Origin of the sequence: Thermodesulfobium narugense DSM 14796 (genome assembly GCF_000212395.1) — a bacterium.
GTDB classification, from domain to species: domain Bacteria; phylum Thermodesulfobiota; class Thermodesulfobiia; order Thermodesulfobiales; family Thermodesulfobiaceae; genus Thermodesulfobium; species Thermodesulfobium narugense.
In genome coordinates this window covers 1,179,342-1,195,600 of sequence record NC_015499.1, presented here as the reverse complement: position 1 = coordinate 1,195,600, position 16,259 = coordinate 1,179,342, and the positions used below count along the sequence as shown (strand labels likewise).

General features: G+C 34.1%; 15 protein-coding genes and 1 tRNA gene. 14 read left to right on the top strand and 2 right to left on the bottom strand.

Annotated elements, in window-relative coordinates; genetic code table 11:
* Nucleotides 1-37 precede the first annotated feature (37 nt).
* Nucleotides 38-700, bottom strand: a complete 663-nt coding sequence (locus THENA_RS05945; protein ID WP_013756501.1) for a HesA/MoeB/ThiF family protein — start codon at nt 698-700, stop codon at nt 38-40.
* An 84-nt stretch (nt 701-784) separates the two neighbouring features.
* Between THENA_RS05945 and THENA_RS05940 the strand changes: the two genes are divergently transcribed.
* Complete coding sequence (locus tag THENA_RS05940; RefSeq protein WP_041437957.1) at nt 785-2,389, top strand: DUF445 family protein; 1,605 nt, start codon at nt 785-787, stop codon at nt 2,387-2,389.
* Here the strand turns inward: THENA_RS05940 and THENA_RS05935 are convergent, their stop codons facing one another.
* On the bottom strand, nt 2,390-2,977 hold the full coding sequence (locus THENA_RS05935) for a sulfite oxidase-like oxidoreductase (protein ID WP_013756499.1): 588 nt from the start codon (nt 2,975-2,977) through the stop codon (nt 2,390-2,392).
* Nucleotides 2,978-3,193: 216 nt separating this feature from the next.
* Between THENA_RS05935 and THENA_RS05930 the strand changes: the two genes are divergently transcribed.
* From THENA_RS05930 to fdnG, 13 genes are all read left to right on the top strand, one after another.
* Nucleotides 3,194-3,460: an FmdB family zinc ribbon protein gene (locus THENA_RS05930; RefSeq protein ID WP_169309422.1), complete on the top strand. Its 267-nt coding sequence runs from the start codon at nt 3,194-3,196 to the stop codon at nt 3,458-3,460.
* 16 nt (nt 3,461-3,476) lie between these two features.
* Nucleotides 3,477-3,551 (top strand) — tRNA-Pro (locus THENA_RS05925).
* A 149-nt stretch (nt 3,552-3,700) separates the two neighbouring features.
* Nucleotides 3,701-4,621, top strand: coding sequence for a dihydroorotate dehydrogenase (locus THENA_RS05920; protein WP_013756497.1), 921 nt, complete (start codon nt 3,701-3,703; stop codon nt 4,619-4,621).
* Between the two features lie 52 nt (nt 4,622-4,673).
* Complete coding sequence (gene dtd, locus THENA_RS05915; RefSeq protein WP_013756496.1) at nt 4,674-5,123, top strand: D-aminoacyl-tRNA deacylase; 450 nt, start codon at nt 4,674-4,676, stop codon at nt 5,121-5,123.
* Nucleotides 5,120-5,710, top strand: coding sequence for an RdgB/HAM1 family non-canonical purine NTP pyrophosphatase (rdgB, locus tag THENA_RS05910; RefSeq protein ID WP_013756495.1), 591 nt, complete (start codon nt 5,120-5,122; stop codon nt 5,708-5,710). The genes dtd and rdgB overlap by 4 nt, the downstream gene beginning before the upstream one ends.
* A gap of 12 nt (nt 5,711-5,722) precedes the next feature.
* Nucleotides 5,723-6,814 carry a glycine cleavage system aminomethyltransferase GcvT gene (gcvT, locus tag THENA_RS05905; protein WP_013756494.1) on the top strand — a complete coding sequence of 364 codons (1,092 nt, stop codon included), beginning with the start codon at nt 5,723-5,725 and terminating at the stop codon, nt 6,812-6,814.
* Nucleotides 6,815-6,847: 33 nt separating this feature from the next.
* Nucleotides 6,848-7,222, top strand: coding sequence for a glycine cleavage system protein GcvH (gene gcvH, locus THENA_RS05900; protein ID WP_013756493.1), 375 nt, complete (start codon nt 6,848-6,850; stop codon nt 7,220-7,222).
* Between the two features lie 2 nt (nt 7,223-7,224).
* Nucleotides 7,225-8,547 carry an aminomethyl-transferring glycine dehydrogenase subunit GcvPA gene (gene gcvPA / locus THENA_RS05895; RefSeq protein WP_013756492.1) on the top strand — a complete coding sequence of 441 codons (1,323 nt, stop codon included), beginning with the start codon at nt 7,225-7,227 and terminating at the stop codon, nt 8,545-8,547.
* Nucleotides 8,544-9,977, top strand: coding sequence for an aminomethyl-transferring glycine dehydrogenase subunit GcvPB (gene gcvPB / locus THENA_RS05890; protein WP_013756491.1), 1,434 nt, complete (start codon nt 8,544-8,546; stop codon nt 9,975-9,977). The genes gcvPA and gcvPB overlap by 4 nt, the downstream gene beginning before the upstream one ends.
* A 98-nt stretch (nt 9,978-10,075) precedes the next feature.
* A complete protein-coding gene (locus THENA_RS05885; RefSeq protein WP_013756490.1) occupies nt 10,076-10,864 on the top strand; it encodes a lipoate--protein ligase family protein in 789 nt (262 codons plus the stop codon).
* On the top strand, nt 10,830-11,699 hold the full coding sequence (gene lipA / locus THENA_RS05880; protein WP_013756489.1) for a lipoyl synthase: 870 nt from the start codon (nt 10,830-10,832) through the stop codon (nt 11,697-11,699). Before THENA_RS05885 ends, lipA begins: the two co-directional genes overlap by 35 nt.
* A 2-nt stretch (nt 11,700-11,701) precedes the next feature.
* Entirely contained in the window at nt 11,702-13,054 is a 1,353-nt protein-coding gene (gene lpdA / locus THENA_RS05875; RefSeq protein WP_013756488.1) for a dihydrolipoyl dehydrogenase, read from the top strand.
* A 211-nt stretch (nt 13,055-13,265) separates the two neighbouring features.
* Nucleotides 13,266-16,259, top strand: coding sequence for a formate dehydrogenase-N subunit alpha (gene fdnG, locus THENA_RS05865; RefSeq protein WP_083816153.1), 2,994 nt, complete (start codon nt 13,266-13,268; stop codon nt 16,257-16,259).

The following is a 16,259-nucleotide window of genomic DNA, read 5'->3' as shown; positions in this document are numbered from 1 at the left end:
TGGTTGAATTTTGTGATACACAATATTCATATTTTTACTAAATTACAGAATAAAAATTATCCTTCAAATCAAAGTACAAACCATTTTTTAGCATGCTGCCTTTATTTGTCAAAATTTTTACTACTTCCATAGCTTGAATTGATGCAGCTACTGCTACAGTAGGTGAAATTGTTCCTTTATATTCTTCTGTCCCCTTATTTTTCTTAAAGTCAATTATCTCGTCCTCAGGGAAGAAAACCCTTACCTCTCCAGAGGTCATTGAAACTGCTGCGTGTACCACCGGTATGCCAAGGCTTTTGGCTATTTTAAACAAAAGTAATCTAGAATTGTTGTTGTCGAGTGCGTCTACTGCGACGTTTGATCCCTTTAATATTTCTATTGCATTTTTTTCTGTGAATTCAGTATCAAAAGAATCTATTATTACTTCTTTGTTAATGTTTTTTGCTCTGATTTTTGCTATCTCTACCTTTTGTCTGCCAAGGGAATTCATATCCGAAAGAATTTGTCTATTTAAGTTTGATTCCTCAAAAACGTCTTTGTCTACAATTTTTATATGACCTACTCCTAATCTAACAAGGTGTTCGAGTACAAAGCCCCCAAGACCGCCCATTCCAATAATAGAGACTGTAGATTGAAAGAGTTTTGTTTGATCTTCTTCTCCAAGTGTCATGATATTTTTTTCAAATTGTTTTGAAATCACTGTATACTCCTTAAATTTTAAATATTCATATCTTATATGTTATATTTAAAATTGCTTTTAATCAATTTTGCTGAGGGTGATAGATTGAAATTCGATAGGGTGTTTTTTTCTTTATTAATACCATATGTTCTTTTGTTCATTTTTGGAAATATGTTTAAATTTGAGTTTTTTTTGCTGATAATGCCAATCTTTCTTGGTGCACTTGTGGGATACGTTACTAATGTTGTTGCAGTATGGATGATATTTAATCCGAAGAAAAAGAGATTTGGTTATCAGGGGATAGTGCCAAAATCAAAATTAGAAATAAGTGAAAGGCTCTCAAGTGTAGTTGAAAAAGAGTTAATAAATCACGATTCTATTATGAACATGCTTGAAAATAAATCTGAGAGAGTAAAAAAATCACTGGTAGATTTTCTATATTCTTTACTGAACAATGATTTTGGAACTGCGAAGGATTGCTTTAAGGATAAATCTTCAAGATTTAGATCTATGTTTGTAAGATTGTATGAAAAAAATTTAAGCATTATAGTGCTTTTCATTGATTCTATTATTTTAAAGATATTGTCCAATCCATTAAATAAACTTGTTAATTTAGAAAAAATAAGAACTGAAATAATAACTTCGAGAAATAATATAAAAGAAAAATTTGATACTCTTTTGGCTGAAAAAACTTTAGCTGACATATTTGGTAATGAAAACCTTGATTTAATTTGTAATAAGATAAAGCAGTACCTGCAAAGTGACTTTCAGGAAGTGCTTTATTCAAGGTTATCAGAAATGAGTTTAAACGAAATAATACCCAGTTCAAAGTTAATAGTAAATTTTATTATTAATTGGTTATATACAAAATTAAGTGATGATGAGTTTGTAGAGAAAATAGCATCTTTTATAGAAGAAGAAATCAGAGCTTCCAAAAAAGGTATTGTAGAAGAGGCTTTGTTTTTCTATACAAATGTTTTTGCTCCTAATTATATTTCTGATAAGATCAAAAAATTTGTTGCTACACTAAGAGATGAGATAAGTTCTAACGAAGTTATTATTGAGGGTATAGAATTAAGCGTAAATGAATTGATGAGAAAAAAAATAAACGAAATTATAACAGCTGATAGCTTTTTTAATTCTTATGGTAAGGTATTTACATTTTTTGAACCAAATATTGATGATTTAAAGCTTAAAATATATAATCTTAAAATTTTAGATTACTTTAATTATGATGTTTTTGAAAAAGTTTTATTCGGTTTGCTAAATTATCTTTATGAGAATAAAGAAAAAATTTATTTTAAAAATTTGTATCTTGCTAAAAGAGAAAATTTTAAGATCTGGCTTTATGAAATTTTGGGCTCTGATAAAGCAAATAAAAAAGTTAATGCAATTGTTGAATATTTCCTTTCAAGAAGGATCGGCAATATTGTCCTTTTTTTTGAGAATATGGGGTTGGATATTGAGCTAATTTTAAAAGACATAATTGACAGGTTATATGTATATATTAAGGATTGGATATCCCTTTTGATATCTCATGTAGATGTAAAGTTAATAGTGAAGGAAAAAATAGACAGTTTTTCAGTAGAGGAGATGGAAAGGCTCGTTTTTGGCATAATGGACAAAGAATTTAGAATAATAGAACTATTAGGAGTTCCGATAGGAGCTTTGCTGGGTATTATTCAGGTAGTAATGAGTCTTTTTAAATAATTATCCATATCTTTCTTCAAGCCAGGGATCGCCTCTCATATGGTATCCTCTTTCTTCCCAGAATCCTGGTGTATCATGTTCAACTAGTTCTATTGATTCTACGTATTTGGCACTCTTCCATGCATATAACTTAGGTATTACTATTCTTAAAGGATAGCCATGTGATTTTGGGATTGGCATCGAATTCATTTCCCATGCAAAGATAGAATCTTCTTCTAAAAGATATTTCAAAGGGAAATTGGTAGCATATCCTTCCCGACAATGAACTAAAACATACTTTGCACTTTCTTTTGGTTTACAAATCTTTGCGAGTTCTTTTGTTTGAACTCCTTTCCATATCACGTTTTTTACGCTCCATCCGGTAACGCAGTGAAAATCGGCAGTTAGTTCTATTGGTTCTAATTTTTTAAGATCGTCAAAGCTAATTATTAATTCGTTTTCTACCATGCCAAATATTTTTAATCTAAAAGATGTAAGATCTATTTCGGGAACGCTTTTTATGTCGTATATAATTGGTTTTTCAACCCACCTTTGACCTGGAGGAAGCCTGTCTAGCCTATTTATGTCTGAACTTATAATTTTTTTCACAATTTATCTCCCTGTAATATATTTAATCTTTGTAATTATTATAATATCAATTTGTTTAATACAAAAAATTGTTTTGTAAATAAAAAATTCTTATATTACTTCATTTGCAATTGGGATTGAAAAGGTTGATAATATTTATATAAATAAATTTTTTTGTTAACAAATAATAATTTTTAGTTTATAATATTTTTTGTATTTTAAATCTAAGGAGGGATGATGATGCCAACTTACGTTTATAAGTGCAAAGGTTGTGGAAATAAATTTGAGCTAAATCGTTCGATCAATGATGAATCGGAAGTTTTATGCCCTGAGTGTGGCAGTCCTTCCGAAAAGATTTTTGTGCCTGTACCTATAGTATTTAAAGGCTCTGGTTTTTATGTGACAGATTCGGCTAATTCGAAAAACAGTGCAGGCAAATCCTCATCCAATGGTGAAGGGTCTCTCTCAATAGAAGGCGCAAAGTGCCCAGTTGCAAAAAAATAGATAGAGAGAAATTCGTCGGGGCGTAGCGCAGAGGGAGCGCGCCTGCTTCGGGAGTAGGAGGTCGGAGGTTCAAATCCTCTCGCCCCGACCATAAAGTATAAAAATTTTAAATTAATATATTTTGGCAATTTTAAAGGGAGATAAGTGAACTGATATCTAAAGTTTTTTGTAAAATTCTTAATTTTTTAGGTTTTATTTTAAATTTTGAGGGGATATATTCGATTTCAGAATGGGTATTTTATGTCTAATTTAAAAGTAATTTTTTCTGATGTAGTTCTTGAAAACCCTTTTATAGCACCTTCTGGGGTATTTGGTTTGGGATATGATGTAAGCAGTGATTATGAACTTAAAAAATTTGGTGCCTTTACTTTAAAAACTGCTACTACAAAAAAAAGGGAAGGAAATATACTACCAAGAATAGTTGAAACTCCCGCAGGAATGCTAAACTCCATTGGGCTTCAAAATCCTGGTATAGATGAATATTTAAAACTTTTTCCCACTATAAAAAATTTTTTCTTAGATTGTCCATTAATATTTAGTATATCTGGTGAAACAGTTGATGACTTTGAATACCTGGCAAATAGAGTAACTGAAATAGAAAATGATGTTATTGCTCTTGAATTGAACCTTTCCTGTCCAAATTTAAAAAGCGCTGGCGTCACTTTTTCCTCTAATGTAAAGGATTCAGTTAAAGTTTGCAAAAAGGTAAGAAAAGTGTGGAAAAAGGCTTTGATTGCAAAATTGTCTCCGCTATCTAATTTTAAAGAAATGGGAGTTTCACTGGAGGGTGAGGGAATAGATATTTTTTGTGCAATTAATACTTTACCTGGAATGAGAATTGATATAAATAGAAAAAAACCATTTTTAGGCAATATACACGGTGGCTTATCTGGTCCGGCTCTTTTACCTACTTCTCTTAAATGTGTATGGGACTTGAGAAGAGCTACGAAGTTACCGATTATTGGCGTTGGGGGTGTATATTCTGTTGAATCTGCTATAGAAATGTTTATGGCAGGAGCAAATTATATTGGAATTGGTTCTAGCTTTTATAACAATCCGGATTTGTTGGACGAGATCTCTATTGGTATTAGAAAGTTTTTATTAGAAAATGGCTTGAAAGGAGTAGAAGAGATTGTTTCTCTTGCTCACAAAACTAATTAGCAGAGAAAGGTTGTTGAAAAAATTTGAACAACAAAGGGGGATGTGGTAAGTTTTGAGGGTTGTTGCCCAAAGAGTGCTAAGTGCAAGTGTCAGTGTAAGCGAAAAGAATTTATATTCGTCGATAAACAAGGGTCTAGTTTTGTTAATAAATTTTGAAAAAGAAGATAAAGAAGAAGAAATCTCTCTTTTTTGTGAAAAAATATGTAAATTAAGGCTTTTTCAATCTGAAAGGATGCCTTTGGATCTTTCCCTTCTTGATATAAAAGGCGAGCTTTTGATTGTCCCTCAATTTACGTTACTTGCCAATACCTCAAAAGGTTTAAGGCCTAGTTTTGAGAGATCTGAGAAGCCAAACAGAGCAAACGAACTATTTGAATATATGTTTAATGTTTTAAAAGAAAAAACTGTTGTAAAAAAAGGATTTTTTGGAGAACATATGCAGGTTTCTCTTGTAAACGATGGCCCTGTAACACTTATTTTTGATACAAGGATGAACTTATGAAATTACTTCTTGCTACTAATAATAAAAATAAAATAAAAGAAATTGTTAACGTTTTGTCCAAATATAACTTTGACTTTGTATTGCCTTCAGAAATAAATTGCCTTATTGATCCAGAAGAAACGGGTTCTACGTTTTGTGAAAATGCCTTGATAAAAGCTAGAGCGTTTTATGAGGCTACCAATATTGCCTCATTAGCTGATGATTCTGGCCTTGAAGTTGATGCACTGGACAAAAAACCAGGTGTCTTGTCATCAAGGTTTTTTGGCGATGTAACAGATTTGGAAAAATGTATGGGCATATTAAAACTTCTTGGGAATTTGCCATTTGAAAAGAGGTCTGCAAGATTTAGGGCTTGTTTTATTCTTTACGAGAATAAAATTATTTGTCAGGCAGAAGGAGTTTGTGAGGGACATATTGGGTTTGAACCGAAGGGTGAAAATGGTTTTGGCTATGACCCAATTTTTATTCCTTTAGGCTATGAGAAAAGTATGGCTGAACTTTCACTTGAAGAAAAAGAAAAGATAAGTCATAGAGGCAGAGCACTTAGAGAATTAAGTGAAAACTTAAAACAAATCTTAAGAAAATAGGAAGGTGAAACGATGGAGAATTTAAAATCGACACCGCTTGAGGCTGAACACATTAAGCTAAAAGCAAAAATGGCACCCTTTGGGGGATGGAATATGCCAATCCAATATGAGAGTATAATTGAAGAACATATGCAATGTAGAAAAAGTGCTGCGCTTTTTGACACTTGTCATATGGGCGAATTTTATTTTAAAGGTGATCTGGCAAATACAAATATTGAAATGGCTTTTTCTTTTAAAATTGGCACAATTAATGTAGGAAAGTGCAGGTATGGTTTAATTTTGAATGAAAAAGGGGGAATTGTAGACGATTGTATTGTTTACAGATTAAGCGCTGATGAACTTATGATGGTAGTAAATGCTGGTACAAAGGATAATGATTTTAACGTTATTAAAAGTGTTTTAAAGGGCAACTTTATTTTTGAAGATAGATCAGAAACTACCTCAAAGCTTGATGTTCAGGGCCCTCTTTCAAGAGAACTGTTAAGAAAATATTTTCCAGGGATTATAGATGAGTTAAAATATTTTTCTTTTACTAAAACCAGCCTTATGAATCAAGAAGTGATACTTTCAAGAACTGGATATACGGGAGAACTAGGCTTTGAGATATATATGCCGTCAACTATTTGTGTTGATGTTTGGAACGATTTACTTAAAGATGAAAGAATAAAGCCTGCTGGGCTTGGTGCAAGAGATTTGCTAAGACTTGAAATGGGTTACCCTTTGTATGGTAGTGATCTTGATGAAGACACTACACCATTAGAGGCTGATCTCTCTTATTTCGTTCACCTTGATAAAGATTTTGTAGGCAAAGAAGCGCTTTTGAAACAAAAAGAGACTGAGTTAGAAAAAATAAGAGTAGGTTTTGTCTGTGATAGCAGAAGGGCTCCAAGACATGGTTATAAGATTTTTGCAGATGGTATGGATATTGGATATGTGACTAGTGGAGGCTTTTCCCCATCGCTAGGAAAGGGAATTGGTATGGGCTATGTAAAACCTCAATATAGTAGTGAGAATACAATTTTAGAATTGTCTCAAGATAGAGTAATAATTAAAGCTGTAGTTGAAAAAATACCGTTTTATAAAGATGGATCTCTTAGAAAATAAAATAAAAATATTACTTTAAAAGGAGGAATATCTGTGTCAAGATATTATTCAAAAGATCACGAGTGGTTAGAAATAGATGGCAATGTAGGAACGATTGGAATTACAGATTATGCTCAACATCAGCTAGGAGATATTACTTATGTTGAATTGCCAGAAGTTGGCACTGAAATTAAGCAATTTAGTATATTCTGTACTATTGAGTCTGTGAAAGCTGCTAGTGATGTGTATGCTCCTGTAAGTGGAGAAATAATTGAAGTGAATAGTAAATTGGAAAATGAACCTGAAATTATAAACAAGAGTCCAGAAGAAGAAGGTTGGATAGCAAAGGTTAAGGTTTCTGACCCTAGCGAGCTTAATAATCTTATGGACAAGGCATCATATGAAAACTATATTAAGGAGCTGGACTAAAAATGAATTTTTGTCCACATACACAAGAAGACATAAAGGAAATGTGTTCTGTTTGTAATGTAAATGAAGTTGATGATTTGTTTAAAGATCTTCCTGTCGAAGAAATTAATTTTAAAAAATTGGGTAAAGGAATTTCTGAACATGAAGGATACAATCATATTTTAGATCTGGCCAAAAAAAATAATTTAATATCATATCACTTTATTGGTGCGGGTCTATACGATCACATAATTCCAAGTGTGGTTGATTTTGTTGCATCAAGATCTGAGTTCTATACTGCATATACTCCTTACCAACCAGAATGTTCTCAGGGAACTCTACAAGCGCTGTTTGAGTATCAGACTGCTATTTGTAATTTAACTGACCTTGAGGTGACAAATGCCTCTCTCTACGATGGCGGAACTGCTCTTGCAGAAGCTGTTTTAATGTCGCTTAGAATCACTAGAAGAGAAAAGATAATAATGGACAAAAGCGTTAACCCAATATACAGAAATATAGTCAAGACGTATTTAAAATTTTTGCCATATGAATTAATCGAAGTTGAAACAAATGGGATTGAACCAGATTTTGATAAGATAAAATTTATGCTTGATTCTGACGTGGCTTGTTTTGTTTTTCAAAACCCAACTTTTTATGGAAGCGTTCATGATTGGACTGAGCTTGTCAACTTTGCCCATGAAAAGGGAATTTTGGCAGTATCAAGCGTATATCCTATTTCTTTAGGAATTGTTAAAACGCCTGGCCAGATGGGAGTAGATATTGCAACTGGTGAAGGACAATCACTTGGAAATCCGCTTTCGTTTGGAGGACCATATTTTGGTTTTTTGGTAACCAAAAAGGCATACATTAGAAATATGCCTGGTAGGATTGTGGGCGAAACATTGGATAGAAATAATAAAAAAGCCTACGTTTTAACTCTCCAAGCTAGAGAGCAACACATAAAAAGACATCGTGCGACCTCTAATATATGCTCTAATGAAGGACTATGTGCTTTGAGGGCTCTGGTTTATCTGTGTTCTCTTGGGAAAAACGGCTTGAAAGAATTAGCTCAAATAAATTTTAGTAAAAGCGAATATATGAAGAAAAAGTTGATAGAATTAGGTTTAAACATAAAGAACAATGCAACTACTTTTAATGAATTTGTTGTCGAATTTAATAAGCCTGCTAAAGAGATTTTTTTAGCACTATTATCAAAGAATATTGCTTTTGGGGTTCCACTATACCTGTTTGGTGGTTCAGAAAAAGACATTTTGATAAACATAACTGAAAAGATGTCAAAAGAAAAGATTGATAACGTATGCTCTATTTTGGAGGCCATGTTATGAAATTAATATTTGAGGAGTCGAAGAGCGGTAGAAAGTCTTTTAACTTGCCTGAATCAGACGTAAATTTGAAAGATTTTCCAGGTGAGCTTTCTCGATCAGAACTTAATTTGCCTGAGGTATCAGAACTAGATCTTATAAGACATTTTATCAATCTTTCCAGATTGAATTTTTCTGTGGATACTCAATTTTATCCATTGGGTTCTTGTACGATGAAGTATAACCCAAAAATTTTAGAAAAAGCTGCAAATATCCCTGAATTTTTAAATCTTCACCCATTTTTGTCTATATTGCCAGATAGTATTGATAGGTGTAAGGGTGCTCTTGAACTTATTTCAGACTTCCAAGACATTTTGTGTGAGATAACAGGAATGGACTATGCTACTATTAATCCAATGGCTGGAGCTCACGGTGAGCTAACTGGAATTATGATTATCTCTAGCTATCACAAATCAAGAAATTCAAAGAGAACCAAAGTTATTGTACCCGATTCTTCCCACGGCACAAATCCTGCAAGTGCATCTATGGTAGGCTATGAGGTAGTTACAATACCTTCAAATAGTGAAGGGGAAATGGATGTAGATGAGCTAAAAAAACATCTTGATACTGATGTGGCCGCAGTAATGATGACATGCCCTAATACTTTGGGTTTATTTGAGAAGAACATAAAAGAGATTTCTGATTTAGCTCATTCTGTTGGAGCATTAATGTACTATGATGGTGCAAACCTCAATGCAATAATGGGAAAGGTCAGGCCGGGTGACTTGGGGTTTGACGTTATACACGTTAACGTGCACAAGACTTTTGGCACTCCACATGGCGGCGGAGGCCCTGGAGCTGGCCCGGTAGGAGTTAAGAAATTTCTTGAAGATTTTCTTCCTATTCCTAGGGTAAAAAGAGAAGGTGACTCTCTAGTAGTCGTATCGAACTCAGATAAATCTATTGGTCACATTTCGTCATTTTTTGGAAACTTTGCTGTTATTTTAAAGGCATATTTATACATTAAACTTCTTGGAACTGAGGGTATTAAATATTCTGCAGAAATGGCAGTCTTGAATGCAAATTATGTAATGAATAGACTTAAGGGTTATTTAAAGCTTCCATACGATAGAACTTGCATGCATGAGTGCGTGTTTTCTCTTTCTGAAATGGCAAAAAAGGGTGCAAGCGCTCTTGACTTTGCAAAGTTTCTTATAGATAGAGGGTTTCATCCTCCTACGATATATTTTCCTTTGATAGTAAAGGAAGCTTTTATGATTGAACCAACTGAAACAGAATCGAAAGAAACTCTTGATAAATTTATAGGTGCTATTATTGATGCGGTTAAATTAGCAGAGCAAAATCCTGTAGCTTTTAAAGAACTTCCCAAAACAACTGTTATTTCAAGACCAGACGAAACAAAAGCTGCTAAAGATTTAGTTGTTAAAGCTTAAAATATTATGAATTTTGGAATAAGCTGTATAATATTGAATAATTTAATAAAAAAGTATGATTTATATATCTTAAATATTTAAGAAGGAAGGGACTTAGATTGTCTTGTAAGAGGTTTAGATTTATAGTTTCGTCTCCATTAAGTGGTGATTATAATATGGCTATTGACGAAGCTTTATATTTAACCTTCTTAAAGAAAAGAGAACCTGTAATAAGATTTTATTTTTGGCATCCTTCAGTTTTATCAGTGGGGAGATTTCAAAAAATATCTGATATTAACAAGGTTTTTTTGTCTCACGAGGAAGGTTTTTTTGTTAGAAGGTTGACGGGGGGGAATGCTTTGTACCATCATGAAGAAATTTCATACTCTATTGTTTGTTCTCAAGAACATTTGGGCAATTTGTCTGTAGTTGACTCTTACAAAAAATTGACTTCTTTTGTGTTGGACTTCTATAATTCTTTAAATCTAAATGCCAAATGGGCATGTGAGTGTGAAAATGCTGATTCGGAGAAAAACCCAATATTGTGTTATCAGGGTAAGGAAAAGTATGATATTTTAATAGATGGCCAAAAGGTTGGGGGGAATGCACAAAAGCGCTCTCACGATGTAATATTCCAACATGGTTCTATCCCAGTAAAGAGTAGAAGAAATCTTTCTAAGCCTTATGAGCATGGAAATTCGCTTCAAGATTGGGTTCAAGATATATCTTATGAGAGCGCACTCAAAGGTCTTGCAACGTTTTTTAGTAAGGAAATGAAAGTTGATTTAGATTTTTGTGAACCAACAAAAGAGGAAATTAGGCTTGCTTCTTTTTTGAGAGAGAAAAAATATTTATCTGAAAGTTGGAATAGGGATGGTATTGAAAAAGAAACCTGCGTGGCTTCATAAGAAAGTTTGTCAAAAGACGGAGAACTATACAAGAGTTTTACTAAAAGATTTGGAGTTAAACACTGTTTGCGAAGAAGCAAGGTGTCCTAATATATCAGAGTGTTTTAGTAATAGACATGCTACTTTTCTAATAATGGGTGATGTATGTACGAGATCTTGTGAATTTTGTAATGTAAAGAAAGCTAAGGATAAAAATTTACTAAAACCTTTAGATCCGTATGAGCCAGAAAGAGTAGCTCAAGCTGTAGAAAGACTGAATCTTTCTCATGTAGTAATCACATCCCCTACTAGGGATGACATTTTTGATGGCGGAGCACTTCACTTTGCAAACACTATAAAAGCTATTAGAAATCTTAATCCAAATGTTACTATCGAAGTTTTAGTGCCTGATTTCAAGGGTGATACTGATTCAATTAAAACAGTAATTGGGTTAAATCCTGAGATTTTTGGTCACAATCTGGAAACTGTTCCAAGACTTTATGCTATTAGGAAAGGGGCTTCATTTGAGAGATCCCTATATGTTTTAGAAAGTGTTAAAAAATTATCTCAAAATGTCTTTACAAAAACTGGGATAATGCTTGGCTTGGGAGAAACGATGGACGAATTAAAGGAAGTTTTTGAAAGGCTTATTAAAATTAACTGTGATTTTATTAGTATAGGGCAATATTTAAGACCAAGTTTGAAGAATGTCGAGGTTTATGAATACGTTCATCCAGACAAATTTGAAGAAATAGGAGAAATTGCACGAAACTTTGGTTTTAAACATGTTGAAAGTGCTCCATATGTAAGAAGCTCATATAACGCACAAAAATATTTATCTTGTGGGAGAAGTTGAGGTTGGAAAATAAATTTGATGCGATTATTCTTGGTGCTGGACCAGCAGGCTATGAATGTGCGCTTTATTTAGGAGAAAGAGGAAAAAGTGTATGTTTGGTAGATAAATCTGAAGAAAATATTGGCGGTACATGTTTAAATGAAGGATGTATTCCTGTAAAGTCGCTAGTTGAAAGCGCTCATTTGGTACAAAGAATGAAAGAATACAAAGATGTTTTCAATGTTGACTTCAGAATAGAGTATTCTAATGCAGTGAAGCTTTTAGAGGATCAGAAATCTCAATTGAGACAGGGAATAATTTCAAGACTGAAAAGGTCAAAAGTTAATATGATCTTTGGTAAGGGGATGCTGGTAACTAATAATGCAGTAAGGGTTGACGGTGTTGATTATTTTGCTGATAGCATTGTTTTAGCAACAGGCTCATATCCAAAAAGTCTTTCAACTTTGAATATCGATGAAAATAAAATTATTTCAAGTAGCGGTCTTTTAAAGTTGAAAAACTTGCCAAAAGACATTCTTGTTGTTGGAGGAGGATATGTAGGTTGTGAGTTTGCGTCGTTACTAAATTATTTTGGATCAAACGTAACAATTGTGGAATTTTTACCTAAGATAATGGGAGTAGAAGATGATGAGGTTTCTCGCACTCTTCTGAGAGAATTTAAAAAGAGAAATATATCTGTAAATACTGATTCAGAGATTGTAAATGTTCAAAACAAAGATGAAAAGATATTGGTTAATTTTAAAAATAGAAAAAGTAATTTAGTTAAAGAGGCTCTTGTGGATATTATATTAGTTTCTGTAGGAAGAGGACCTAATACAAAGGATCTGAATTTGGAGGCTATTAATGCAAAAACCGAAAGGGATTACATAATTACAGAGAATGATTTTAGCATAAATAACAGTAACGTATATGCAGTAGGAGATATTATAAAAACTCCAATGCTAGCCAATGTAGCTACTAGAGAAGGAATATTTGTTGCAAAAAAAATACTTGGCGAAACTGAGTGTGTTAATTATGAACTTTTGCCAAGGGTGGTATTTACAGATCCTGGTGTAGGTTGTATTGGATTAACAGAAGAAGACCTGAAATCAAAAGGAATTTCTTATAAAACATACAGGGCATTTTTTAAAGGCAATGGAAAAGCACTTATTATGGGTCAAAATTCAGGCTTTTTTAAGGTCCTTACTTCTGAAGATGAGATTATACTTGGTGCCATGTTTATAGGTCCTATGGCATACGAGTTAGTTCATATTATGGCTATTGCAATGCAAAGTAAAGCAAATGTAACTGAGCTAAAGAACATAATTTATGCTCACCCAACGCTTTCTGAGATAATTTTTAGCGCTTTAGTGTAGTTTTAAAAGTGTTTAATATATCTAAATTGGGAAAATACAAATAAATATAATTTAGTGTAATATAAGTAAGTTTTATTAAAAATAGTTGTTTTTTTTATCAAAGTGGGTTGTAAAATATAAAGTAAGTTATGTAAATTTTTATAAAAATGCTATTTATTCTTATTTTCTTTAATTTATTTTTATATATGTCTCAAAAAAGGGAGTGAAATGAATGGGGAAGCTTAGAAGGAGGGACTTCTTAAAGCTTACGTTTGCTGGCGCTACAGCAATGGTAATGGACGGCAATATTGCTGTGCCTGCACAGGCTTCTGTAAAACCCTTCAAGTTAAAAGACACTAAAGTAAGTCCTTCAGTATGTATTTACTGTGGTGTAGGATGTGGACTTCTTGTTTATGCAAAAGATGGTAAAGTAGTAAACATTGAAGGCGATCCTGACAATCCTAACAACGAAGGCGGACTTTGTGCAAAAGGTGCAACGTCTTTCTACGTTTATTCCAATCCTCTGAGATTGAAGAAACCTATGTATAGAGCACCTGGTTCTGATAAATGGGAAGAAAAGAGCTGGGACTGGACTATTAATGAGGTAGCAAAAAGAATCCTGAAAACAAGGAATGAAACCTTTGTTAAGGAAGTGGGGGGAGTTCCAGTAAACAGAACCGAAGGTCTTGTTCAGCTTGGAGGGGCATCCCATGATACTGATGAATGTTATCTATTGTCTAAATTTGCAAGATCGCTTGGGATAGTTTATCTTGAACATCAGGCACGTATATGACACTCTTCCACAGTGACCAGTTTGGGTCCAAGTTTTGGAAGAGGTGCAATGACAAATCCTTTAACTGATGTAAGAAATTCAGATGTAATTATGATTTGTGGGGGAAATCCTGCTGAAAATCACCCTGCTATAGCAAGATATATTAATATGTGCAAGGATTCAGGTGGGATAGTTATTTCTGTAGATCCAAGGTTTACGAGAACTTCTTCGCTTTCTGATATATATTCGCCAATAAGACCAGGAACAGATATCGTATTTTTTGGTGGTTTAATCAACTATATAATTCAAAACAAAAAATATCAGGAAATTTATCTTAAGAATTATACTAATGCCTCATGGTTGTTGAATCCTGAATTTGACTTCAAAGATGGCCATTTTTCTGGATGGGATGAGGCAAAAAAGATGTACAATTATGCAACCTGGGGATTTCAAACAGGACCAGATAAAAAAGTCTTGAAAGACATGACACTCCAAGATCCAAATTGTGTGTTTCAAAGACTGGCAAAGCACTACTCAAGATATACGCCAGAAGTAGTCGAGAATGTTACTGGAATGAAAAAAGAAACTTTTCTAAAGATTGCTGAAGTTTATTCTTCCACAGGAGCACCAGATAAGTCAGGATGCTTAATTTATGCTATGGGTCTTACTCAACACACTGTGGGAACGCAGAACATCAGAGCCTTTTGTATAATTCAGCTTCTGTTAGGAAATATGGGTATGGCTGGTGGCGGGGTAAACGCTATGAGGGGTGAGGCAAATGTTCAGGGTTCTACTGATATGGGCCTTTTGTTCCATACCCTTCCAGGTTACTTGCCATCACCAAACGACAAATTGCATCCAAATCTTCAGGAATTTATTAAAAAATCTATTGCTCCTGATAGTTATTGGGTTAATGCTCCGAAGTTTATTATAAGCATGCTTAAGGCATGGTTTGGTGATGCAGCTACAAAAGAAAATGATTTCGGGTATAATTGGCTGCCAAAGTGGTCTAAGCCTGCTTCATGGATGCACATATGGGACAATTTATACAAAAAAGAAGGAATTAAGGGAATGATGATTTGGGGTCAAAACCCATTGGTATCCAGCCCATTTGCTGAAAAAACGGGTAAGGCTCTTGAAAATCTAGAATGGTTAATGGTTGCAGATTTGTTTGAGACTGAGACTGCTAATTTCTGGAAAAGACCACATGCAGATCCAAAGAGTATTAAAACGGAAGTATTTTTATTGCCTGTAGCTTCAATGGTAGAGAAAGACGGTTCAGCTACAAATACCTCCAGATGGCTTCAGATGAGATACAAGGCAGTTGAGCCTCTATATGAGTGTAGGGAAGATTCTGTAATATTGCACGATCTGATATATAAGATAAAAGAGTTAGTAAAAGCAGATCCGTCAACGCCAAATCCAGAAGCAATACTGAATTTAACGTGGAACTATGGTGGTCATAACCACAGCGCTGATGAGGTATTTAAAGAAATTAATGGGTTTGAAGTAGCAACTAAAAAACAAGTTCCGGGCTTTGCAGCGCTAAAAGACGATGGTTCTACAACGAGTGGTTGTTGGATATACTCTGGAATGTATCCGCCTGCTGGGAACCTTGCGAAAAGAAGAAAGCCAGAAAAAACAGGGTTGGGACTTAATCCTGAATGGGGTTGGGCATGGCCTGTGAACAGAAGAATTTTATATAATAGAGCAGGATGTGATCTAGAAGGCAACCCATGGAATCCAGAAAAATATGTAATAAAGTGGGATTCGTCACAGAAAAAATGGGTTGGAAGAGATGTACCTGATTTCTTGCCCACAAAAGCTCCCACAGATCCAGGAGGTACTTTGCCTTTTATCATGCTAACTGGCGGGCAGGGCAGACTATTTGTGCCAGGCGGACTGGTAAAAGATGGGCCATTCCCTGAACACTATGAGCCAATTGAATCCCCTGTTGAAAATAAAGTAAACCCTGTTCAAAACAATCCAATTGCTTTGATATTCAAATCAAATATAGACAAATACGCTCCACTTCACGATCCAAAATATCCATACATTTGTACTACTTATAGAGTTGCAGAACATTATCAATCTGGTGCAATAACAAGAAAAATACCTGTAACTGTAGAAGAAATGCCACAAGTATTTGCTGAGATTGATCCAGAGCTTGCTAAAGAGCTGGGAATTAAAGATGGCGACGATGTAGAATTGGAATCTATAAGGGGAAAAGTTAAGGCAAAAGCATGTGTCACTACTAGAGTTCAGCCTATGGTAATCAACGGCAAAAAATATCATGTAGTTGGAATCCCATGGAACTGGGGCTTTGTTGGTATAGACCCAGATAGTGGTAAAGACGAATCTTATGCTGCGAATCTTGTAACAGAGAATGTTGGCGATCCGACTAGCCTCATTCCAGAATCAAAAGCTTTGATGATTAACTTGAGGAGGGCCTAA

Coding starts and splice junctions, on each gene's coding strand:
- THENA_RS05930 (WP_169309422.1), top strand. CDS start 3,194: ATGATGCCAACTTACGTTTATAAGTGCAAAGGTTGTGGAAATAAATTT.
- THENA_RS05920 (WP_013756497.1), top strand. CDS start 3,701: ATGTCTAATTTAAAAGTAATTTTTTCTGATGTAGTTCTTGAAAACCCT.
- rdgB (WP_013756495.1), top strand. CDS start 5,120: ATGAAATTACTTCTTGCTACTAATAATAAAAATAAAATAAAAGAAATT.
- gcvT (WP_013756494.1), top strand. CDS start 5,723: ATGGAGAATTTAAAATCGACACCGCTTGAGGCTGAACACATTAAGCTA.
- gcvPA (WP_013756492.1), top strand. CDS start 7,225: ATGAATTTTTGTCCACATACACAAGAAGACATAAAGGAAATGTGTTCT.
- gcvPB (WP_013756491.1), top strand. CDS start 8,544: ATGAAATTAATATTTGAGGAGTCGAAGAGCGGTAGAAAGTCTTTTAAC.
- lipA (WP_013756489.1), top strand. CDS start 10,830: ATGGTATTGAAAAAGAAACCTGCGTGGCTTCATAAGAAAGTTTGTCAA.